The sequence below is a fragment of the Blastococcus litoris genome (genome assembly GCF_003075095.1).
Classification (GTDB): Bacteria; Actinomycetota; Actinomycetes; order Mycobacteriales; family Geodermatophilaceae; genus Blastococcus_B; species Blastococcus_B litoris.
Genome location: NZ_QCZF01000005.1, coordinates 295,997 through 316,343, shown reverse-complemented (window position 1 = coordinate 316,343; position 20,347 = coordinate 295,997). Strand labels below are relative to the sequence as shown.

At 74.2% G+C, this 20,347-nt stretch carries 20 protein-coding genes; 8 read left to right on the top strand and 12 right to left on the bottom strand.

Features of this window, described 5'->3' with window-relative positions; translation table 11 throughout:
• Nucleotides 1-36: 36 nt before the first annotated feature.
• The 5 genes from DCS98_RS13185 to DCS98_RS13165 all read left to right on the top strand — a co-directional run bounded on the left by DCS98_RS13185 (nucleotide 37) and on the right by DCS98_RS13165 (nucleotide 4,382).
• The gene (locus DCS98_RS13185) at nucleotides 37-813 is read left to right on the top strand and encodes a glycerophosphodiester phosphodiesterase family protein (RefSeq protein ID WP_206340246.1); all 777 of its coding nucleotides are present in this window, start codon (nucleotides 37-39) and stop codon (nucleotides 811-813) included.
• Nucleotides 810-1,700: a lysophospholipid acyltransferase family protein gene (locus DCS98_RS13180; RefSeq protein ID WP_116451923.1), complete on the top strand. Its 891-nt coding sequence runs from the start codon at nucleotides 810-812 to the stop codon at nucleotides 1,698-1,700. The genes DCS98_RS13185 and DCS98_RS13180 overlap by 4 nt, the downstream gene beginning before the upstream one ends.
• Nucleotides 1,701-1,752: 52 nt before the next feature.
• Entirely contained in the window at nucleotides 1,753-3,129 is a 1,377-nt protein-coding gene (locus DCS98_RS13175; protein ID WP_116451922.1) for an MFS transporter, read from the top strand.
• Nucleotides 3,126-3,845 (top strand): thymidine kinase, encoded by a 720-nt coding sequence (locus DCS98_RS13170; protein WP_116451812.1) that lies wholly within the window; start codon nucleotides 3,126-3,128, stop codon nucleotides 3,843-3,845. Before DCS98_RS13175 ends, DCS98_RS13170 begins: the two co-directional genes overlap by 4 nt.
• A gap of 192 nt (nucleotides 3,846-4,037) precedes the next feature.
• On the top strand, nucleotides 4,038-4,382 hold the full coding sequence (locus DCS98_RS13165) for an RNA polymerase-binding protein RbpA (protein WP_089336610.1): 345 nt from the start codon (nucleotides 4,038-4,040) through the stop codon (nucleotides 4,380-4,382).
• A gap of 61 nt (nucleotides 4,383-4,443) precedes the next feature.
• Here the strand turns inward: DCS98_RS13165 and DCS98_RS23915 are convergent, their stop codons facing one another.
• The 8 genes from DCS98_RS23915 to kdd form a co-directional block, all read right to left on the bottom strand.
• Nucleotides 4,444-4,968: an FxsA family protein gene (locus tag DCS98_RS23915; RefSeq protein ID WP_116451811.1), complete on the bottom strand. Its 525-nt coding sequence runs from the start codon at nucleotides 4,966-4,968 to the stop codon at nucleotides 4,444-4,446.
• A complete protein-coding gene (locus DCS98_RS13155; protein WP_241037885.1) occupies nucleotides 4,961-5,746 on the bottom strand; it encodes a polyprenol monophosphomannose synthase in 786 nt (261 codons plus the stop codon). Before DCS98_RS13155 ends, DCS98_RS23915 begins: the two co-directional genes overlap by 8 nt.
• On the bottom strand, nucleotides 5,743-7,365 hold the full coding sequence (gene lnt / locus DCS98_RS13150; protein WP_241037875.1) for an apolipoprotein N-acyltransferase: 1,623 nt from the start codon (nucleotides 7,363-7,365) through the stop codon (nucleotides 5,743-5,745). Before lnt ends, DCS98_RS13155 begins: the two co-directional genes overlap by 4 nt.
• 437 nt (nucleotides 7,366-7,802) lie before the next feature.
• Nucleotides 7,803-8,198, bottom strand: coding sequence for a 3-aminobutyryl-CoA ammonia lyase (gene kal, locus DCS98_RS13145; protein ID WP_116451808.1), 396 nt, complete (start codon nucleotides 8,196-8,198; stop codon nucleotides 7,803-7,805).
• Nucleotides 8,195-8,938 (bottom strand): lysine 5,6-aminomutase subunit beta, encoded by a 744-nt coding sequence (gene kamE, locus DCS98_RS13140; RefSeq protein ID WP_116451807.1) that lies wholly within the window; start codon nucleotides 8,936-8,938, stop codon nucleotides 8,195-8,197. Before kamE ends, kal begins: the two co-directional genes overlap by 4 nt.
• Nucleotides 8,931-10,514 (bottom strand): lysine 5,6-aminomutase subunit alpha, encoded by a 1,584-nt coding sequence (gene kamD / locus DCS98_RS13135; RefSeq protein WP_116451806.1) that lies wholly within the window; start codon nucleotides 10,512-10,514, stop codon nucleotides 8,931-8,933. The genes kamE and kamD overlap by 8 nt, the downstream gene beginning before the upstream one ends.
• Nucleotides 10,511-12,016 (bottom strand): amidohydrolase, encoded by a 1,506-nt coding sequence (locus DCS98_RS13130; RefSeq protein WP_116451805.1) that lies wholly within the window; start codon nucleotides 12,014-12,016, stop codon nucleotides 10,511-10,513. The genes kamD and DCS98_RS13130 overlap by 4 nt, the downstream gene beginning before the upstream one ends.
• A complete protein-coding gene (kdd, locus tag DCS98_RS13125) occupies nucleotides 12,013-13,041 on the bottom strand; it encodes an L-erythro-3,5-diaminohexanoate dehydrogenase (RefSeq protein WP_116451804.1) in 1,029 nt (342 codons plus the stop codon). Before kdd ends, DCS98_RS13130 begins: the two co-directional genes overlap by 4 nt.
• Nucleotides 13,042-13,155: 114 nt before the next feature.
• Between kdd and DCS98_RS13120 the strand changes: the two genes are divergently transcribed.
• Together DCS98_RS13120 and DCS98_RS13115 are read left to right on the top strand one after the other, a co-directional pair.
• Entirely contained in the window at nucleotides 13,156-14,565 is a 1,410-nt protein-coding gene (locus tag DCS98_RS13120; protein WP_116451803.1) for a KamA family radical SAM protein, read from the top strand.
• 44 nt (nucleotides 14,566-14,609) lie between these two features.
• A complete protein-coding gene (locus DCS98_RS13115) occupies nucleotides 14,610-15,140 on the top strand; it encodes a GNAT family N-acetyltransferase (RefSeq protein ID WP_116451802.1) in 531 nt (176 codons plus the stop codon).
• Nucleotides 15,141-15,147: 7 nt separating this feature from the next.
• Here DCS98_RS13115 and DCS98_RS13110 read toward each other — a convergent pair whose 3' ends face one another.
• Together DCS98_RS13110 and DCS98_RS13105 are read right to left on the bottom strand one after the other, a co-directional pair.
• Nucleotides 15,148-16,008 carry a lysophospholipid acyltransferase family protein gene (locus DCS98_RS13110; RefSeq protein WP_116451801.1) on the bottom strand — a complete coding sequence of 287 codons (861 nt, stop codon included), beginning with the start codon at nucleotides 16,006-16,008 and terminating at the stop codon, nucleotides 15,148-15,150.
• A gap of 9 nt (nucleotides 16,009-16,017) precedes the next feature.
• Nucleotides 16,018-17,190: a carboxylate-amine ligase gene (locus tag DCS98_RS13105; protein ID WP_206340245.1), complete on the bottom strand. Its 1,173-nt coding sequence runs from the start codon at nucleotides 17,188-17,190 to the stop codon at nucleotides 16,018-16,020.
• A gap of 271 nt (nucleotides 17,191-17,461) precedes the next feature.
• Between DCS98_RS13105 and DCS98_RS13100 the strand changes: the two genes are divergently transcribed.
• Nucleotides 17,462-18,307, top strand: coding sequence for a hypothetical protein (locus tag DCS98_RS13100; protein ID WP_116451799.1), 846 nt, complete (start codon nucleotides 17,462-17,464; stop codon nucleotides 18,305-18,307).
• A gap of 1 nt (nucleotide 18,308) precedes the next feature.
• Here the strand turns inward: DCS98_RS13100 and DCS98_RS13095 are convergent, their stop codons facing one another.
• On the bottom strand, nucleotides 18,309-18,752 hold the full coding sequence (locus tag DCS98_RS13095) for an HIT family protein (RefSeq protein ID WP_116451798.1): 444 nt from the start codon (nucleotides 18,750-18,752) through the stop codon (nucleotides 18,309-18,311).
• Nucleotides 18,753-18,788: 36 nt separating this feature from the next.
• Nucleotides 18,789-20,282: an HNH endonuclease signature motif containing protein gene (locus tag DCS98_RS13090; RefSeq protein WP_116451797.1), complete on the bottom strand. Its 1,494-nt coding sequence runs from the start codon at nucleotides 20,280-20,282 to the stop codon at nucleotides 18,789-18,791.
• Between the last annotated feature and the right edge of the window lie 65 nt (nucleotides 20,283-20,347).

Genomic DNA, 20,347 nt, shown 5'->3' with positions numbered 1-20,347 from the left:
GCGACGGCCGGGAGGGCTGCCACTAGCGTGGATGCCGTGCCCGCCGCGCAGTACGCCTTCCTCGACGGGCCGACGCCGTTGGCGATGGCCCACCGCGGCGGGGCGATCGAGCACCTCGAGAACACCATGCCCGCCTTCCAGGCGTGCGTCGACCTCGGCTACCGCTACCTGGAGACCGACGTCCGGGTGACCGCCGACGGCGTCCTGGTCGTCTTCCACGACCCCACGCTGGAACGGGTCACCGACCGCACCGGGCGGGTGGAGAACCTGTCGTGGGCGGAGGTCTCGGAGGCCCGGATCGGCGGCCGCGAGCCGATCATGCGGCTGGAGGACCTGCTCGGCGCCTGGCCGGACGTGCGGTTCAACCTCGACATCAAGGCCGCCGGGGTGCTCGCGCCGCTGGTCCGCACCGTCCGGCGGATGAAGGTGGCCGACCGCATCTGCCTCGGGTCCTTCTCCGACGCGCGGCTGGCCGCCGCCCGCCGGCTGTTCGGCCCGTCGGTGTGCACGTCCCTGGGGCCCCGGGGCGTCGCCGCCCTCCGCTTGTCCTCCTACTCGCCCAAGGCCGCCGGCCTGGTCCGCATCCAGGCCGGCTGCGCCCAGGTGCCGCTGCAGCTGGGCGGCCGCGCGCTGGTCGACGAGCGCTTCATCGCCGCCGCGCACGCCCGTGGGCTGCAGGTGCACGTGTGGACCGTCGACGACGAGGGTGACGCCGCCCGGATGCTCGACCTCGGCGTCGACGGCGTCATGACCGACCGGCCGGCCATGCTGCGCGAGCTGCTGGAGAAGCGCGGCCAGTGGGTCCCGCGGTGAGCCTGGGCGAACGCCTGCGCGCCTGGCGTCCGACCCCGCCGCCGCTCCCCGAGGACCTCGCGCCGCTGGTCAAGCCGGACGACCCGGACTGGTTCGCCCGGGAGATGGCGATCGCGGCGGCGCCGCCGTGGTGGTTCTGGCGGTTCGTGCTCCGCAACTTCTCGTGGCTGGTCGGCATCTTCGGTCGCGTCGAGGTCACCGGGGGCGTTCCCGACGAGCTGCGCGACGGACCGCTGCTGCTCGCCGCCAACCACATCGGGGACTTCGACCCGTTCGTGATCGCCGTCGCGCTGCACGAGGCCGGCGTCGTGCCCCGGATCATGGCGACCGGCGGCATCATGTCGGCGCCCGTGGCGGGCCCGCTGCTGGAGCGGACCGGCGCCATCCGCGTGGAGCGCGGGACGGAGCTCGCCCGGCACGCCGTGCGGGTCACCGAGGTGGCCCTGGTCTCCGGCGGGCACGTGGTCGCCTACCCCGAGGGGCGGGTCGGCCTGACGGCGGACGGCTGGCCGGAGCGCGGGCGCACCGGGATGGCGCGGATGGCCCTCGGGCTCGGCGTGCCGGTGATCCCGGTGAGCCAGTGGGGCGCGCACGAGGTGCTCCAGTACGGCAACGACTGGGGCAAGCTGCGCACCGCCCTGCGCGCTGTCGTGCGGCGGCCGGCGCTCCGGGTGCACGTCGGCCCGCCGGTGCAGCTCGACGACCTGCAGATGGGCCGCGTCGGGGACGCCAACCGGGCGCGGTACCGGATCGCCGCGGCCATCACCCGGGGGCTGGTGCCGTTGCGGGCGGACGAGCCGGACCGGCCGGCCTTCGTCGACCGGACCCGGCCGACCACTGCCGTCGCGGCGTACCCCGGAGGTGTGGTTCCGGAGGACATCCCGTGACGACCTGGTCCCGGTGCTGGACCGCTCGTCCGGCGGCTGGGAACCTGCGCCCGTGACAACTGCGCCGCCGGACACCGGCACCGGGCCCGCCGGCCGACCCGTCGACCCGGCGGACGAGAAGGCCCTGAAGCGCGAGCGCTTCGGCTGGTACTCCTACGACTGGGCCATGTCGGTCTTCAACACCTCGGTGACGACCGTCTTCCTCGGCCCGTACCTGACGGCGATCGCGCGCGACGCCGCCGGCCCCGACGAGCGGCTGTCCTTCCTCGGGCTCTCCGTCGCCGCCGGCAGCTGGTTCTCCTACGTGCTGTCGTTCTCGGTCATCGTCCAGGTGCTGGTGCTGCCCCTGACCGGGGCCGTGGCCGACCGGACCGGCCGCAAGCGCGAGATGCTGGCGGGCTTCGCGTTCCTCGGCGCGCTGGCCACGACCGCGCTCTTCTTCGCCGGTGACGGCCGGTGGCTGATGGCCGCCGTCCTGTTCGTCGTGGCGAACGTGAGCTTCGGTGCCGCGACGGTCGTCTACTACTCGTGGCTGCCCGACCTGGCCGGGCCGGACGAGCGGGACAAGGTCTCCAGCCGGGGCTGGGCGTTCGGCTACGTCGGTGGCGCGCTGCTGCTCGCCATCCACCTCGGGCTGGTGCTCAGCGCGGAGTCGCTCGGGCTCACCACGGGCGAGGCGGTGCGCATCTGCCTGGCGACCGCGGGTCTGTGGTGGGGCGCGTTCACCGTCTTCACCGTCTCCCGGCTGCGCAACCGGCCGGTCCGGGACGCCGACGCCGCCCGGTCGGGCAGCAGCTTCCGGCAGCTCGCGCGGACCTTCAGGGAGATGCGGGCGTTCCCTCTCACGCTGTGGTTCCTGGGCGCCTACCTGCTGTTCAACGACGGCGTCCAGACGGTCATCTCGCTGTCGGCGACCTACGCCACCGAGGAGCTCGACCTGGAGCAGGAGGTGCTCACCGGCGCCATCCTGATGGTCCAGGTGGTCGCGATCTTCGGTGCGCTGGGGCTGGGCCGGCTGGCCGGCCGCTACGGCGCCAAGCGGGTCGTCCTGGGCGCGCTGGTGGCCTGGATCGGCGTGCTGCTGGCCGCGTTCTCCCTGCAGACCGGAGCGGTGGCCCAGTTCTACGCCCTGGCGGCCGTCATCGGCCTGGTGCAGGGCGGCACCCAGGCGCTCTCCCGGTCGCTGTTCAGCCAGCTGATCCCGGCGGGCAAGGAGGCGGAGTACTACGGCTTCTACGAGATCAGCGACCGCGGCACGAGCTGGCTCGGGCCGCTGGCCTTCGGCCTGACCTACCAGCTGACCGGCTCCTACCGGCTGGCCATCGTCAGCCTGGTCATCTTCTTCGTGGGGGGCTTCATCGCCCTGGCGGCCCTGCCGATGCGGCGCGCCGTCGTCGCCGCGGGCAACACTCCCCCGGAGCGCCTGTGACCCCGGTCGGACCGAACTCGGTCCCGGCGTCCGGCGACCGCCGCCGGCACCCCGCGCCGGCGCACCTGCGGTTCTTCCACGGGCCGATGGACTGCGGTAAGTCGACGCTGGCCCTGCAGGTCGACCACAACCAGAGCCGGCAGGGCCGGTACGGGCTGCTGCTGACCCAGGGCGACCGCTCGGCGGCTCCCCAGATCAGCTCCCGGGTCGGCCTGTCGCGGGCGGCGACGGAGATCGACGACGACGTCGACCTGCGCCGGCTGGTCCGGGAGCGGTGGTCCGACGGGCAGCGGGTGGACTACCTGATCGTCGACGAGGCGCAGTTCCTCACCGCCGTGCAGGTGGACCAGCTGGCCGAGCTGGTCGACGAGTGGCACGTCGACGTCTACGCCTTCGGGCTGACCACCGACTTCCGCGCGCAGCTCTTCCCCGGCACCCGGCGGCTGCTCGAGGTGGCCGACGACGTCCAGCGCATCCAGGTCGAGGTGCTCTGCTGGTGCGGGCTGCCCGGGCTGCTCAACGCCCGCGTGGTCGACGGCGTGATGGTGCACTCGGGCGAGACCGTCGTGGTGGCCGACACCGCGCCCGCGGAGCTGCCCGGCGAGGACCGCGGCCACTCCCCCGCCGTCCGCTACCAGGTGCTGTGCCGGCGGCACTACGTGCGCGGCGAACTGGGCCCCACGGCCGCCGGACCGGGGCAGCTGGCCCTGCCCTGACCTGCGGGCTCACCCATGCGAGGGGCAACCGAGCGGCGGATCTGCCCCCATGCGATGATGGACAACTGATTCGGCGGAATCCTTCCGCGATTTCTGTCGTTCATCTCTGTGACTCCTCCGGGTTCGTGGGTATGCCCCCGCGTGGCCGGAGATCGAGTCGCGACCGACATACGAACGAGAGGACGGTGTGCCATGGGCGAGCGTTCCCTGCGCGGCAGCCGCTTGGGCAGCGTCAGCTACGAGACGGAGCGGAACACCGCGCCGATCGACCGGCAGTACGCCGAGTACCGGTGCCCGTCCGGCCACCTGTTCACGGTGCCCTTCGCCGACGACGCCGAGCTCCCCGACACCTGGGAGTGCAAGTTCGACGGTTCGGCCGCGAAGCTGGTCGGCGGTGCCGAGCCAGCGCCGAAGAAGGTCAAGCCGCCGCGGACCCACTGGGACATGCTCCTCGAGCGTCGTTCCGTGGAGGACCTCGAAGAGGTGCTCGCCGAGCGCCTCGACGTGCTCCGTGGTCGGCGCACCCGCGCCAGCTGATCTCAGCACGACGCAGAACGGCCCCGGTGGAGGAATCCACCGGGGCCGTTCTGCGTCTGCGTCAGGCGAGCGGCCGGCCGTCCGGCCCGCGGACGACCTCTCCCTCGATCACCAGTCGGGAGCTCCCCGGGCGTCCCGGTGGGACGTCCTCGGCCAGCGGCACCTCGGCGGTGCGGACGCTCTCGACGCGCACCGGCGGGCGCAGGCCCACCGGCAGCCGCGCCAGGACCAGGCGGGTCAGCGCGCCCCGGACGAGGTTCCGGGTTCCCGGCAGGAGGCAGAGCAGGCCGACGACGTCGCCGATGAAGCCAGGCAGCACCATGAGCAGGCCCCCGGCGGCCACCAGGCCCGCGTTGCCCAGCTCGGCGCCCGGCGAGCGGCGGCTGCGGGCCCGCTCGCGCAGGTCGGCGAGCGCGCGGGTGCCCTGCCGGGCCAGCAGCACCCAGCCGATCACGCTGGTGGCGAGCGTGGCCAGGATCGTCCAGCCGACCCCGATCCACGCCGCGACGAGGACGAAGACGACCAGTTCGGCGAGCACCAGCAGGCCTGCGGCCGTCCGGACCCGGCGCCCCACGGCGTCACTCATGCTGTCCTGCCTCTCTGCGCCCGGCTCGCGCCGGCACCGGACGGCGCACACGGCCCGGCAGCCAGTCGGCCAGCCGGTCCCGCAGGCCCCACACGGTGACCCGTACCAATGCCTCTCTAACGATCGAGCCGCTCATCTTGCTCCTGCCGAACGCGCGCTCGGCGAACGTGATCGGCACCTCGACCACCCGGGCGCCGTCCCGCACGGCCCGCCAGGCCCAGTCGACCTGGAAGCAGTAGCCCTGGCTGGCGACGTCGGCGAAGGGCAGCCGGTCGATCAGCTCGGCCCGGGCGGCCCGGTAGCCGCCGGTCGCGTCCGCGAGCGGCAGCCGCAGCGCCCACCGGGTGTACCGGTTGCCGAGGCGGGACAGCAGCAGGCGGTGCAGCGGCCAGTCGGTCACCTCTCCCCCGGGTACGTAGCGGGAGCCCAGCGCCAGATCCGCCGACCCGAGCGCCGCCAGCAGGTCGGGCAGCTGCTCGGGAGCGTGCGAGCCGTCGGCGTCCATCTCGACGAGGACGTCGTACCCGCGTTCCCGGGCCCATCGGAAGCCGGCGACGTAGGCCTGCCCCAGGCCCTGCTTGGCGGTGCGGTGCAGGACGTGGACGCGCTCGTCGAGGGTGGCGAGCTTGTCGGCCAGCTGACCGGTGCCGTCGGGCGAGCCGTCGTCGACCACCAGGGCGTGCGCCGCGGGCACGCTGGCGTGCAGCCGGTCGAGGATCCGCTCGAGGTTCTCCACCTCGTCGTAGGTCGGGATCACCACCAGGACGCGGTCGCTCACCGGGCGTTCCTCCGGCGCAGGACCACGGCGGTGGCGACGGCCGCCGCGCCGAGCCCGGTGAGCACCCATTCCGGTGCCGATCCGAGCTGCTGGGCGACGGTGGTGGAGCTGCGCTGGGCGATCTCCTCGACGAAGACGGCGGGCTCGAACAGCTCCGAGGAGCGCACGACCGACCCGTCGGGCGCGACGATCGCGGAGATGCCGCTCGTGGCGGCGACGGCGACGGTCCGGCCGAACTCGACGGCGCGCAGCCGGCTCATCGCCAGCTGCTGGGCGCTCTCGTCGGTGTAGCCGAAGGTGGCGTTGTTGGTCTGGACGACGATCATCCCCGCGCCGCCGTCGACGACGTCCTGCACGAGGCCGTCGTAGACCACCTCGAAGCAGATGAGGTTGCCGACCCGCACGCCGCCGACGTCGAGCACGCCGACCTCGCTGCCCGCGAACTGGTCGGTGACCCTGTCGACGTCCTCGCTGAAGAAACGGAAGAAGCTGCGCGCCGGCACGTATTCCCCCAGCGGTACGGGGTGCCGCTTCACGTACGTGTCCCCCGGGCCGTCCTGGGGGTCCCAGACGATCGCGGTGTTGCTGATGAACCGGCCCGGCCCCTTCACCACCGCACCCACGAGGATCGGCGCCCCGACGGCGCGTGCGGCGCGGCGGATCTGCGCGGCGGCGTCCTCGTTGACGTAGGGGTCGATGTCGGAGCTGTTCTCCGGCCAGAGGACGGCGTCGGGCTGGGGTTCCTCCCCCGCCGCGACGGCGTCGGCCAGCTCGAGCGTCCGCTGCACGTGGTTGTCGAGGACCGCCCGCCGCTGGGCGTTGAAGTCGAGGCCCGCCCGGGGCACGTCGCCCTGGATGACGGCGACCGTCGACGTCGGGCCGCCCGTGGTGAGCGATCCCCCGGCGAGCGGCAGCCAGGCGAGCATGCCCACGAGCGGCACGGCGAGAACGGCGACGACGAGCAGTGCGCCCGTCCGCAGGGCGGGGCCGCGCACCTCGACGTCGTCCGATGCGCGCCAGGCGCGCTGCAGGGCCAGCGCCGCGGCGGCGATCAGCGCACCGACGAGGGCGACCGCGAAGGTCACCAGGGGGACCCCGCCGTAGGCGGCCAGGGCGAGCAGCGGGCCCTCGGTCTGGCTGAAGCCCAGCCGCCCCCAGGGGAAGCCGTCGAGGACGAAGCGCCCGCGGATCGCCTCGTCGGCCACCCACAGCATCGCCGTCCAGACGGGCCAGAACCGCAGCCGGGAGGTCAAGGCGGTGGCGGCGCCGAGGAGGGCGAGGTGCAGGGCCTCCCAGACGGCGAGGGCCAGCCAGGGCAGCGGACCGACGTAGATGCCGGTCCAGGACAGCAGCGGGACGAAGAAGGCGAGGCCGAAGACCAGCCCGAGCCAGACGCCCGAGCGCACCGGCTGCCCGTGCACCGCGTACGCCAGCGCGGCCGGGCCGAGGACGGCGAGGCCGACGAGGTCGTAGCCGGGGAAGGCCAGGACGAGGACGAGACCGCCGACGACGGCGACGAGGGTGCGCCACGGCCACCGGCGGCGGTCCTGGGCCTGCGACGGCGAGGGGGCCGGCCGCGTCAGCGTGCCGACCGCCGGCTCGCCTGCTCCTGCCGGCACCCACAGCCTCCCGGGTCGCTCCCCCGAGCCGGTCGGACGGGGTCCGGACCGCCGCGCTGTCGGCTGCGGTCCTGACCCAGCATCCCATCCCGGCGCGCGTGCGCGGCCGGTCCGTCCCTCCACCGGGTCAGCGGCCGGCAGGTGCTCCCCGCGGGTTCCGCGTCTTCGGGCCGGACGGCCGGTCGCTGGGCGCGATCGGCTCGACCGTTGTCTGATGACGCGGATCCGAGGGGCCCCGCCGGGGTGGCCGCTCAGCGGACCTCCGGCCTGCCGGGCCCCGCGCGACCTGGTTCGGTCGACGGGCGTCCCGGCCCGATCCGGAGGAGCGCATCGCGGTGCTCCCGGATGGAACTGCAGCGACTGTAGGAACTGCGCGCGCTCACACGCGTACATACGGTGACTGCGGGAGCTACTGTGGCTGAAACGTTATCGGCGCGTCAAGAGCCCGGGACGACCAGCGTGGCGGTCGCCTCGACGACGGTCAGCGGCTCGTCGAGCACGCGCGCGGCCGAGGCGCCGCGCTCCGGCTCGGCGCGGGCCACCACCCGGGCCGTGCACCGCAGCTCCCGGCTGCGCCGCCCGATCCGGATGACCTCGCAGCTGGCCTCGAGCACGTCCCCGGCCCGCACCGGCCCGAGGAAGCGCACCTCCGAGTAGCCGGCCAGCAGGCCCTCGTCGCCGTCCATCACGATGGCGACCTCGGTGGCGACGTCGCCGAACAGACCCAATGTGTAGGCCCCGTCGACGAGCGCACCGCCGTAGTGGGCGTGCGCGTACGGGACGTACCGGCGGTGGGTGACGGTCAGGCCGGTGCGGGGATCCGGCTCGGTCATGCGGGCGTCTCCTTGATCAGTGCGTGGACGAGGTAGCTGGCGACCTCACCGGGCGTCGTGCCCCGGCCGAAGACCTTGTCGACGCCGAGGTCGGCGGCCATCGAGGGGTCGAAGCGGGGGCCGCCGACGACCAGCAGGGGGCGCCGCTCCCCCATCGCCTCGCGGAAGGCGGCGGCGAGCTCGCGGGTGTTGCGCAGGTGGGCGTCCTTCTGGGTGACCACCTGCGAGACGAGGACGGCGTCGGCGCGGGCGGCCCGGGCCTTCGCGACGAGCTCGGGCACCGTGACCTGCGCGCCGAGATTCGTCACGGCCATCTCCCGCAGGTACTCCAGGCCCTTCTCCCCCGCGAAGCCCTTGACGTTGAGGATCGCGTCGATGCCGACGGTGTGGGCGTCGGTGCCGATGCACGCGCCGAGCACGACCATCTTCCGGTTGAGCCCGCTGCGGATGGCGCCGTTGATCTCCGAGGAAGACAGGAGCGGGTAGGCGCGCTCCTCGACCACGACGGCGTCGAGGTCGACCAGGTGCTTCACGCTGCCGTAGACGACGAAGAAGGTGTAGCCGGCGTCGATCGCGTGGCTGTGCACCACCATCGCCGGCTCGATACCCATCTTGTCGGCCAGCTGCAGCGCCGCGCCCTCGGCCTTCGGGCCCATCGGCACGGGCAGCGTGAACGACGTCTGCACCATCCCGTCGCCCGTGGTGTCGCCGTAGGGGCGGATCACGGTTCCGTCAGGCATGGACGCGCTCCAGGAGGTCCAGGGCCGGGTTGTAGGCGTCGGGGCCGGTCGCGACGACGCCGTCGAGGCCCTTGCCGCCGTCGGCCGGGCGCTTCGTGATGCCGAACGTCCCGTCGGCGATCGCCTGGATGAGGCCCTCGGGGTGGTCGGCGATCCGGCCGAGCAGGTCCACGGCCTCGCGCAGCACCGTGTCGGCCCGGCGGTCGATGAAACCGCCCTTCGGCGGGGCGAAGTCCTCGGCGAGGTTGCCCGCGGAGTTCAGCACGTAGCGGACGTTGCGCAGGGCCAGGTCCCGATCGGAGAGCCACGGCGTGACGACGGCCTCGGTCATCATCCCGACCAGCAGGATGCCCTGGCCGGTGAGGGCGCCGGCCAGGTTGAAGAAGCCGTCGAGCAGGTAGCCGCGGAACACGTCGCCGGTCATGTGCTTGGTCGGCGGCATCCACTTCAGCGGCGCGTCGGGGAAGAGGTTGCGGGCCAGCAGTGCGTGCGCCAGCTCGAGCCGGAAGGACTCCTCGCGCTCGGGCTGGATCTCGAAGGCGTGCCCGAGGCCCAGCTGCCAGTCCTCGAGGCCTGCCTCCTTGGCCAGCGTCTCGTTCAGCAGCTGGCTCACGGTGACCGTGTGCGCCTCGTCGACGGCGTCGGCGGTGGTGAGGTAGTTGTCCTCGCCGGTGTTGATGATGATCCCGGCGCGGGCGTGCACCATCCGGCTGAACCGCTGGTCGACGAAGGTGCGCCGAGGGTTGATGTCGCGGAAGAGGATCCCGTACATCGCGTCGTTGAGCATCATGTCCAGCCGCTCGAGCCCGGCCAGGACGGCGATCTCCGGCATGCAGAGGCCGCTTGCGTAGTTGGTGAGCCGCACGTAGCGGCCGAGCTCGGCGCTCACGTCGTCCAGTGCGGCCCGCATCAGCCGGAAGTTCTCCTGCGTCGCGTAGGTGCCGGCGTACCCGGTCCGCGTGGCGCCCTCGGGCACGTAGTCGAGCAGCGACTGGCCGGTGGAGCGGATGACGGCGATGACGTCGGCGCCGGCCCGCGCCGCCGCCTGGGCCTGCGGGATGTCCTCGTGGATGTCGCCGGTGGCCACGATCAGGTAGATCCACGGCCGGCGCGGGGGGTCGCCGTGCAGCGCGACGAGCTCCTCGCGGCGCCGGCGGTTGGCGTCGATCCGCGCGATCCCCTGCGCCGCCGCGTCGCGTGCCGCCGCGCGGGCCTGCTCGGCGTCCGCGCCGGTCGGGATCGCGAAGCGCGCCGTCCCGGCGCCGACCTCCTCGGCGAGGGACTGCAGCGTCCCACCGGAGGCGAGGGCGTGCCACACCGGCAGGGCCACGCCGGACTCCAGGCCGACCTGGTCGCGGACGGCGTCGACGACGCGGTTGGCCCAGGGCACCCGGTCCTCCAGCCTCCCCTCCCCCGTCACCGGGTCGGTACCGGTGAGCCCGGCCAGCCGCAGGACGGCGCGCTCCACAGAGACCGTGGTGTGCCGGTGCGCGAGGTCGACGACGGGTTGCGCCGCCCGCGCGGCCAGCTCCCGGGCGCGGGCCACGAGGACCGGGTCGAGGTCGAGGTGCGTCATACGGGTTCTCCTCCGACGACCAGCAGGCGGCAGGCCGGCCGCCCGCGTTCGGACAGGACTGCCGAGAGGGTCTGCGGCGTCTCCCAGAGGGCCAGGTCCGCCGGCGCGCCGATGCCGAGGGGGCCGGTGGGGTGCTCCGCCCGGGCGGCGTGCCAGCCGCCGTGGGTGTGGGCGTCGAACGCGTCGAAGGGCCGCAGCCCGGAGCCGGGCGTCCGGTGGTCGATGGCGGCGTGCACGCTGCCCCACGGGTCGAGCGGGGTGACCGGCGCGTCGCTCCCCAGCGCGAGGGCCACCCCCGCGTCCGCGAGGTCGGCGAACGGATTGGTCGCCAGGGCCCGCGCGACGCCCAGCCGCTCGGCGTACATCCCGGCGTCGCCGCCCCAGGCGGCGTCGAACGCCGGCTGCACGCTGGCCACCATGCCCAGGTCGCGCATCCGCTCGATGTCGGGGCCGTCGATCATCTCGACGTGCTCGAGCCGGTGCCGGCAGGCGCGGACGGCGTCTCGCCCCAGGTCGGCGGCGACGGCCTCGACCGCGGCGATCACCTGCGCGACGGCCGCGTCGCCGATGACGTGGAACCCGGCCTGGATCGAGGCCTCCGTGCAGGCGCGGACGTGGTGGACCAGCTGACCCGTCGCGAAGCGCAGGTTGCCGGAGGTCTCGGGGCGGTCGGTGTAGGGCCCGTTGCCCAGCGCCGCGGTGTGCGAGCCGAACGCCCCGTCGCAGAACAGGTCGCCGCCGGCCCCGGCGAGCCCGAGCTCGCGGACCAGGTCCAGCCCCCCGCGCTCGGCGAGCTCCCCCCAGTAGCCGAGGACCCGGGGGCCCGGGTGCTCCCCGGCCAGGGCGAGCAGGCCGACGAGGTCGTCGGCGCTGGAGACCTCGGGGCCCGCCATCTCGTGCAGGGAGCCGATGCCCAGGCCCGCCGCGGTGGCGAGGGTGGCCCGCTGGGCGGCGCGGCGCTGGGCGTCGTCCACCGCCCCGTAGGCCGCTTGGCGGGCGGCGTGGTGGGCGTCGACCCGCAGCTGACCGTCGGCGTCGTAGCCGGGCAGCGCGGTGATGCCCGGGATCCGGTCGAGCAGTGCCGTCGACACCGTGGCGGAGTGGACGTCGACCCGCGCGAGGTACGCCGGGCGGTCCCCTACGACGGCGTCGAGATCGTGCCGGGTCAGGCCACGCCCGTCCGGCCAGCCGGTCTCGTCCCACCCGGTGCCCAGCACGATGCCGTCGGGCGTCCGGTCGACGTGGGCGCGCAGGGCGGCCACCGCGTCGGCAACGCTCGAGCTCGAGTGGAGGTCGAGGCCGGTCAGCGCCAGGCCGGTCGCGGTGGCGTGCACGTGCCCGTCGACGAACGCCGGGGTGAGCAGCGCCCCCTCGCCCGCGATCGTCCGGTCGGCGGCCGGCGCGTCGGCGGCGTCGCCGAGCCAGGTGATCCGGCCGTCCACCAGGTGCACGGCCCGGCCGGGGCGGTCGCCGACGGTGACGTCGGTCAGCAGGAGGCTCATGCCTCGACGCGCGGGTCGACCAGCGCGCGGACGCCGGGCGTCCGTCGGTACAGGTCCAACGCCAGTGCCGCGTGCCCCGGCGTGTAGCCGTTCCCCACCAGCATCGTCACGTCCGCCGCCATCCCCTCCGCGCCCAGGGCCGCCGCCGGGAAGGACGTGGCCATGGAGAAGAAGACCACGGTGCCCCCCTGCGCCGTCGCGAGGACGGCGCCGTGTTCGGCAGCGGGGACGTCGACGCAGACCACGGTGACGTCGGCCGGGGTGCCGACAGCGGCCGCCACGGCGAGCGGATCGGTGGCGTCGGCGATCACGACCCGGTCGGCCAGGCCGGCGGCCCGGAGCGCGGCCGCCTCCCGCTCGTCGCGGACCAGGCCGGTCAGGTCCACGGCACCCGCCTCGCGGGCCGCCGCGAGCGACAGGCAGCCGGACTTCCCGGCGGCGCCCAGGACCACCAGCGACCGGGCGCCGGTGCGCTCGACCACCCGGGCGGTGGCGGCAGGCGCGCCGCAGACGTCCAGCAGAGCCAGGGAGACGGGGTCGGGCAGGTCGTCGGGCAGCACGGCGGCGATCGACCGGGCGAACAGGATCGCCGTCCCCTCCGCCGGCACCTGCTCGCTGCGCCCGTCCCAGTCCGCGAGCCCGTCGGTGATGCGCAGCGGGGTGAGGGTGAGCGAGACCAGGGTGGCGACCCGCTGCCCGACGGCGAGGCCCAGGGGCGACTCGGGGCCGACGGCGTCGACCACGCCGATCAGCATGCCGCCGGAGCCGGTCACCGGGTTCTGCATCTTGCCCCGGGTCGTGACGATCTCCAGGACGGCGGCGCGCACCGCGGCGCCGTCGCCGCCGCAGGACTCCGACAGCTGGCGGAAGGAGGCGGCGTCGAGGTTCAGCCGCTCGACGGCGATGCGCACCTCGTCCGGGCCGATCGCCGGATCGGCGTCGAGCCGCAGCGCCGCCTGCGGCAGGGCGCCGCGCGGTTCCAGGACGCGGTGCACCCCGAGGGCCCGCTCGACCGATCCACCCACTCGACTCTCCCGCCTCACCCGTTCGATGCAGAAGAACCTATCGCGTCGGGCACGTTCGACCGAAGATTCTCCCGTAGGCTCACCCGTGTTGCGGAGACCTGAGGAGGTGGCACCGTGCTCGAACAGCCCTACGAGTACGTCGCACGCGAGCTCGTCGAGCCCGACTGGCGCCGGCTGCCCGGCTTCGCCGACGTCTCCGAGGAGCAGTGGCGCAGCGCCCAGTGGCAGCGCGTCAACTGCGTGAAGAACCTCCGCCAGCTCCGCGGCGTCTACGGCGACCTGCTGGACGAGTCGTTCTACGCCGACGTCGAGGCCGACCAGGTGGGGCGGGCGACGATGTCGCTGCTCCTGCCGCCGCAGATGCTCAACACGATGGTGCCCGGCGAGGTTCCGACGACCGCCGCGATGCTGGCCGACCCGGTGCGGCGCTACATGCTGCCCGTCGCCTCCGACCGGCTGCCCGGGCCCGCGGCCAGCCACCCGTACGCGGCCCGCGACTCGCTGCACGAGCACGAGATGTGGGCGGTCGAGGGACTGACCCACCGCTACCCCACCAAGGTGCTCGCCGAGCTGCTGTCGACCTGCCCCCAGTACTGCGGCCACTGCACCCGGATGGACCTGGTGGGCAACTCGACGCCCGCCGTCCCCAAGCTGAAGTTCGAGCTCAAGCCGGTCGACCGCCAGGGCCGGATGCTCGACTACCTGCGCCGCACCCCCGGCGTCCGGGACGTCGTGGTGTCCGGCGGCGACGTCGCCAACCTGCCGTTCAAGAACCTCGAGGCGTTCGTCGCCGGGCTGCTGGAGATCGAGTCGGTCCGCGACATCCGGCTGGCGTCCAAGGCGCTCATGGGCCTGCCCCAGCACTGGCTCCAGGACGACGTCGTCGAGGGCATGGGCCGGCTGGCCCGGACCGCCCGCGAGCGCGGCGTCTCCCTGGCGATCCACACCCACGTCAACGCTGCCCAGCAGGTGACCCCGCTCGTCGCGGAGGCGGCCACGGCCATGCTGGCCGCGGGCGTGCGCGACGTGCGCAACCAGGGCGTCCTGCTGAAGGGGGTCAACGCGACCGCGGGTCAGCTGCTCGACCTGTGCTTCGCGCTCCAGGACGGCGCGTCGATCACGCCGTACTACTTCTACATGTGCGACATGATCCCCAGCGCCGAGCACTGGCGGGTGTCGCTGGCCGAGGCGCAGACCCTGCAGCACGACCTCATGGGCTACCTGCCCGGCTTCGCGACGCCGCGGATCGTCTGCGACGTGCCCTACGTCGGGAAGCGCTGGGTGCACCAGGTCGCGGAGTACGACCGCGAGCGCGGCATCAGCTACTGGACCAAGAACTACCGGACCGGTATCGAGCTGGGCGACGAGGCGGCGCTGGACCGGCGCTACACCTACTACGACCCGATCAGCACGCTGCCGGAGAGCGGGCAGCGCTGGTGGGCCGAGCGGGAGCACGACCCGGTCACCGCGGAGCGGCGGGCGGCGGAGTCCCGCGCCGCGTCGGTGGCCGACCTGCAGGTCTGATCCGGAGGGTGTCCGGCGCCCACCGGGCGGGGTAGGCACGCCCCGTGGGGGCGACGGAGCAGGTGCTGGTGCGCACCGACCGGCTGCGGCTGCGGCCGTGGACGACGTCGGCGGCCGACCTGGCCCGGCTCACCGAGATCTACTCCCGCGAGGAGATCATCCGCTGGGTCGGCGGTACGCCGTCGGTCCCGCCGGACGAGCTGGTGGCGCGGTGGGCCACGGTGCACGCCCTCGACGAGCGGTACGGCTGCTGGGCGATCCAGCAGGCCGACGGGTCGGTGTCCGACACGGTGCTGTTCAAGCCGCTGCCCAACGGGGTGGGCGAGGTCGAGGTCGGGTGGCACCTGCACCCGGACTCGTGGGGCCACGGCTACGCGACCGAGGCCGCCCGTGCCGTCATCGACCGCGGGTTCGCGGCGGGGGTGCCCGAGGTCTACGCCGTCGTGCGTCCCGGGAACCGCGCTTCGATGGCGGTCTGCGGGCGGCTGGGCATGGCACCTCTCGGGCGCTTCCGTCGGTGGTACGACGTCGAGCTCGAGGCGTTCCGGTTGATGGCGCCGGTCGTCGTGGAGTGAGGCGCGCTCAGCGCCGGCGGAGCCGGGTCAGGAGCCGCTTGGCGGGGTGCGGCCGCGCGGCCGTCACCTCCTTGCCCGCGGCACGGACGGCGTCGGAGGACGCGGCCTCCTCGGGCGTGGGAGCGGTACCGCCGAGGTGGGCCGGCAGCCACCAGCTGTCGTCGGTCCCGGAGGGCTGCTCGGGGTAGCTGCGCTGGGCCTCGTCCAGCAGGGCCTCCATGGCGGCCTTCGTCCGGCGGAGCAGGGCCTGCGGCCGCTCCCCCGGCTCCGCGACGATCGGCTCGCCGAGGATCACGGTGACCGGGACACCGCGCCGCCACTGGACCTTGTGCCCCTTGGTCGCGATCCGCTGCCCGCCCCAGACCGCAGCGGGGATGATCGGCACACCGGCGTCGACGGCCATCCGCGCCGCACCCGCCTTGAGGTCCTTGACCGTGAAGCTGGTGCTGATGGTCGCCTCGGGGAAGACGCCGACGACCTCTCCGTCCTTGAGCGCACGGACCGCCGATTCGAAGGCGGCCGCGCCGGCCTTCCGGTCGACCGGGATGTGCTGCATGGCCCGCATGAACGGGCCGGCGAACCAGTGCCCGAAGACGGCGGCCTTCGCCATGAACCGGACCATGCGGTGCTGCGGCAGCGCGGCCAGCCCCAGGAACATGAAGTCGAAGAAGCTGACGTGGTTGCTGGAGATGATCGCGCCGCCGTTGACGGGCACGTGCTCCGAGCCACGGATGTCGAACCGGAAGCCGAACGCCGTGAAGACCAGCAGGACCGCGCGGTCGACGAAGCGGTAGGGCTTGTCGCGCGGATCGGGCGACGGTCCGAACAGGTCGCGGCGGACGACGTCGCGCCAGCTCGCGGTGTACATGGCCGGAATCTAGCCGGTCGAGCTGTGAGCTGCCTGGGCGGCGTCGACGGACCGGCCGGCGGTGACCGCCACCGCGGCGCGCACGACGGCCGCCAGGTCACCGGTCTGCTCGTGGACGCGGCGCTGGAAGTCCGCCCCGGTGCCGCGGCGGAGCAGCGCGGCCAGGCCGTCGGCCACCAGCTGCTCGTCCCCGGCGTCGGCGAGGGCGGGGCGCACGTGCTCGAGGAGGTCCCCGACGACGTCGGCCGCCGGCGCCGGTCGCCCGGTGACGGGGTGCACGAGGTCTCCGCCGAGGCCCGACCGGCCCGCCCGCCAGGCGGCGACCCGCAGGACCGCCGCGGGCACGTCGGGCGGAGGGGCGGCGTCGCGGGCGGCGGTCTCGACCAGCCCGCGCACCAGGCCGGCCAGCGTGACGGCGTCCTCGACGCGGAGCGCGACGTCGGCGGTGCGGACCTCGACCGTCGGCCAGTTGGCCGACAGCCGGGCGTCGAAGTAGACCATCCCGGTGTCGAGGACCGTGCCGGTCGCGAGCACCTCGTCGATGAGCCGGTGGTACGTGGAAGCGTCGGCGAAGACCTCGTTGGGTCCTGCCGAGGGCCACCGGTGCCAGGCCTGCGAGCGGAAGCTGGCGTAGCCGCTGTCCTCGCCCTGCCAGAACGGCGAGTTGGCGGTGAGCGCGGTGAGCACCGGCAGCCAGACGCGGATGCGGTCGAGGACGGCGACGCCCTCGTCGTCGTCGGCGACCGAGACGTGCACGTGGCAGCCGCAGGTGAGCATCTCGCGGGCGGTCAGGCCGAAGGTGTCGAGCATGCGGGCGTAGCGGTCGCCGGCTGTCGGGATGGGGTCGACCGGCACCGGTGAGGTGGCCAGGGCGGCGACGGAGGCGCCGGTGGCCGCGGCGGCCGACTGCGCCCGCGCCCGCCAGTGGCGCAGCTCCCGCTCGACCTCGTCGAGCCCGGTGCACACCGCGGTACCGAGCTCGAGCTGCTGCGCCTTGAGCTCCGGCATGAGGTGGGCAGCGCTCCCGGCGTCCGGCTCCTCCTGCTCGGCGCGTTCGTGCTCCTCCGGGCTCTCCCCCTCGCCGCGCCGGGACGCCACCTGCAGGGCGTCGGGCCCGAGCGGCGCCGGCCGTCCGGTGGGGTCGACGACCAGGAGCTCCTCTTCGACGCCGACCGTTCGCACGTGCCCATGATCGCCAGCGCCGCGCGACGCCGCCGGGCGACGGCTCTGGAGCCACCCCATCGGGGCACGCCCTTCGTCGATCCGTTATCCCCAAGTGGTCGACCGATCTTCAGCGGGACCTTCGGTCCCGCCCCGGGTGGTGCTGTACCGACGACGACCACGGGTCCCGCGGTTGCCGGCCTGGCGCCCGGAGGGCGCCGAGACCCTTGTTTCGGCAGGTGACGACGAAATCGGGGGGCATGTTTGTTGGGGATAACGGTAGTGTTCCGCCATGCGAGGTGGGTGGCAGCAGCCGCTGCCCGACATGCCGGCCCCTCCCCCGGCGCGCGCCTGGCGCCGGCTGGACGCCCCGCCCGGGTACGAGGCCCAGTGGCGGCGCCTCGCCGAGGCCGCCCTGGAGCTCGGGTTGGGGCCCGACCAGCTCGGGGAGACCGGCCTGGACCCGTTGGCGGCGGCCCGTGGCTGGAAGCCGGCGACGGTGGCGCTGTACAGCAAGGTCGCGCGGTACGGCGGCGTGGCGCTGCCGCGGGTGGCGACGCCGGAGCCGGATCCGCCGGAGCTGGACCTCCGCCCTCTGACGCAGATCCGCACCGAGGACCCCGAGCACCTGCGCGCGGTGGCCTGGTGCGCGCTGGCGCTGGGCTGGCCGGCGCCGGTCGCGACCTTCCGGTCACTGCGCCGCGACCAGGTGCGGCCCAGCGGGCGGAGGCTGCTCGTGTCGACCGACGACGGCGAGTGGTCCGTCGCCGGTGCGCTGACCGCCTGGCACGCCTGGGAGGCGGTGCGTTCGCGGTTCCCGGCGCTGGCCGAGAGCCCATGGGTGCTGCCGGCGCTGCGCCGAGGCCCCGGGCTGGATTCCCGCATCGGTGGCCGGCTGTCCAACCAGGCGCTGCAGACCACGTTCACCAAGCACGCGGGGCGCACGGCGCAGCATCTGCGGGCGACCGCGGCCCCCTCGCGCCAGGCGTGGGCCGAGGAGCTGGCCGTGGCCTACCGCGAGCTCTCCTACGACTCCTACCGCCGCCTGGCACTGGCCGCCGGTGCGCCCCCGGTCTCGCCGCGGGGCGTGGTGCGGGCGGCGCGCGCGGTGGGTCGGTCCGCCCGCCTGGCCGGCTGAGTCAGGTCGAGAAGCCGACCATCGCGTCCCGGGCGGCTACGGCGACCCGCTCGTGCACCTCCGGAGGTGCAGGTTCCGCGCCGGGCTCGAGCAGTCCCGGTCCGCCGCGCAGGGCGTCGCCGTCGCGGTGCGGCGCGAGGTTCAGGTGCAGGTGCGGCACCCGGTCGCCGAACACGTAGGCGTAGGTCTTCTCCGCGCCGGCAGCGTCGCGCAGAGCGCGGGTGACGCGGGCGAGCACCGGTCCGAAGGTGGCCGCCTCGGGGCCGTCGAGGTCGGTGATGAACGGGATGTGGCGCTTCGGCTCGAGGTGGGCGAACCCTGGCACCGGTCCCTGCAGCACGGCGGACAGCCGCCACAGCTCGTCCTCCCAGAGCCGGACGCGCCGGAACTGCTCGTCGGCGATCGCGGGCACGCACAGCATGCAGTTGTCCGCAGGGGCCGTCATGCGGTGCAGCGTGCCAGCCCGAGGGTCGTCGACGGTTCAGAACGGCGGCGGTTCCACACGGAGCAGTGGTGGCCCCGGCAGAGCGCGTTGCTCGACCGGCTCGCGCAGACCCGGTGGCCGCGTGGTACGGGTGATCCCCGAGGGCGTGGTCACCTGCAGCGTGCCGTCGGCCAGCATCGCGAAGCGCCAGTCGCGGGCGAAGGTCTTCAGCCGGTGGTGCGTGCGACACAGGCAGCAGAGGTTCTCGCAGCCGGTCCGACCTCCGCAGTCGTAGCTGACGACGTGGTCGGCGTCCGCGCGCCCAGCGGGCTGGGAGCAACCGGGATGCCGGCAGGTCCGGTCCCGCATCCTGAGGAACCGCAACTGCGCTGCCGACGGCTCGTACCGATCCACGGCGGCAGGCGCGGTCAGCACCGTGCAGCCGCAGTCAGCGGCCCGGCCGTGCGTGGGGCAAGCACGGACGGCCAGGCGCGCCAGCTCGCCAGGGGTCACGACCGCCAGGAGGGCGCCGCTCTCTTCGGTCAGCGCCACCTCCACGGTGCCGCCCGGCGGCCTCTGCACGCCGAGAGCGCCGAGCTGGGTGAGCAGTTCCCGCAGGTGTGCGGCGGTGATCGGGACCCCGTCGACAGTGGGACCGAGGTCCCGGTCGACAGGCCCGGTGCACCCCTGACGGAGCGAGGCCAGCGGGGCGAGCACCGTGACCGAACCGGTGAATCGCGGGCCCGAGCCTCCGCCCGGCCGCAGCACCATCGCCGCGTGCGCCTCAGCCCGGAGCACCCCGATCGGCCGGTCGTCGCCCGCGGTCAGGGCCAGCTGCGCGGCCTGGTCGATCGCCGACCACATCGCTGCCGCGACCGGCGAGGGCAGCTCGCTGGTCAGCACCGACATCCCGTCCTGGGTCGGCCGAGTGCGTACCTCGGCCCGCCGCTCGGCCTCCATCCGCCGTCGCTCGGCGAACTCCTCGTCCGCTGCCACCGCCGCGGCGACCAACCGGCGCCGCAGCCGCCCCGACGACAGACCAGCCGCCTCCGGCAGCACCGCGGGCACCACGGCCGCGACCACCTCGTCCGAGGCCGGTCCCAGCACATCGGTGAACACCCGCGCCCGCCACCAGTCCAGCTCACCCGCGGCACACGCCGCCTGCACCGCAGGCATCCGTTCGACAAGCTCGTAGGCGTCCGCGAGGACACCCGCAGCGAACCTGCGCGAGCAGTTCAGCACCAACGCCACTTCGTCGGGCAGGAACTCGCTCGTCCCGGGCACCGGCGACCCCGCGCCCCGCCGCCGCGCACCGGGGTGACCCGGCGGCGGGTCGTCGGCGTCCGGGCGATCGGCCGCGAGCGCCATCAGCAGCTCGGCCTCGTACGCGGCGTCCATCGCCTTCCGGGCCTGGAGCCGCTGGAGCTCGGCGGCCTTCTCCACGTCGGACAGCAGCGCCACCGGCAGCCGGGACACCCCCGGAGGCTGGTCGAGCAGCAATCCGACCAGCGCGCCCTCGATAGGGCTGCGCGCGAGCTCGGCGGTGGGCACGAACCGAACATACGTACGAGATATGACACTTCTGGTGTCCCTGAACCGGGCCTGCCGGCGCAGCT

Coding starts and splice junctions, on each gene's coding strand:
- DCS98_RS13165 (WP_089336610.1), top strand. CDS start 4,038: ATGGGCGAGCGTTCCCTGCGCGGCAGCCGCTTGGGCAGCGTCAGCTAC.
- DCS98_RS23915 (WP_116451811.1), bottom strand. CDS start 4,968: ATGAGTGACGCCGTGGGGCGCCGGGTCCGGACGGCCGCAGGCCTGCTG.
- kal (WP_116451808.1), bottom strand. CDS start 8,198: ATGACCGAGCCGGATCCCCGCACCGGCCTGACCGTCACCCACCGCCGG.
- kamE (WP_116451807.1), bottom strand. CDS start 8,938: ATGCCTGACGGAACCGTGATCCGCCCCTACGGCGACACCACGGGCGAC.
- kamD (WP_116451806.1), bottom strand. CDS start 10,514: ATGACGCACCTCGACCTCGACCCGGTCCTCGTGGCCCGCGCCCGGGAG.
- DCS98_RS13130 (WP_116451805.1), bottom strand. CDS start 12,016: ATGAGCCTCCTGCTGACCGACGTCACCGTCGGCGACCGCCCCGGCCGG.
- DCS98_RS13110 (WP_116451801.1), bottom strand. CDS start 16,008: ATGTACACCGCGAGCTGGCGCGACGTCGTCCGCCGCGACCTGTTCGGA.
- DCS98_RS13100 (WP_116451799.1), top strand. CDS start 17,462: ATGCGAGGTGGGTGGCAGCAGCCGCTGCCCGACATGCCGGCCCCTCCC.
- DCS98_RS13095 (WP_116451798.1), bottom strand. CDS start 18,752: ATGACGGCCCCTGCGGACAACTGCATGCTGTGCGTGCCCGCGATCGCC.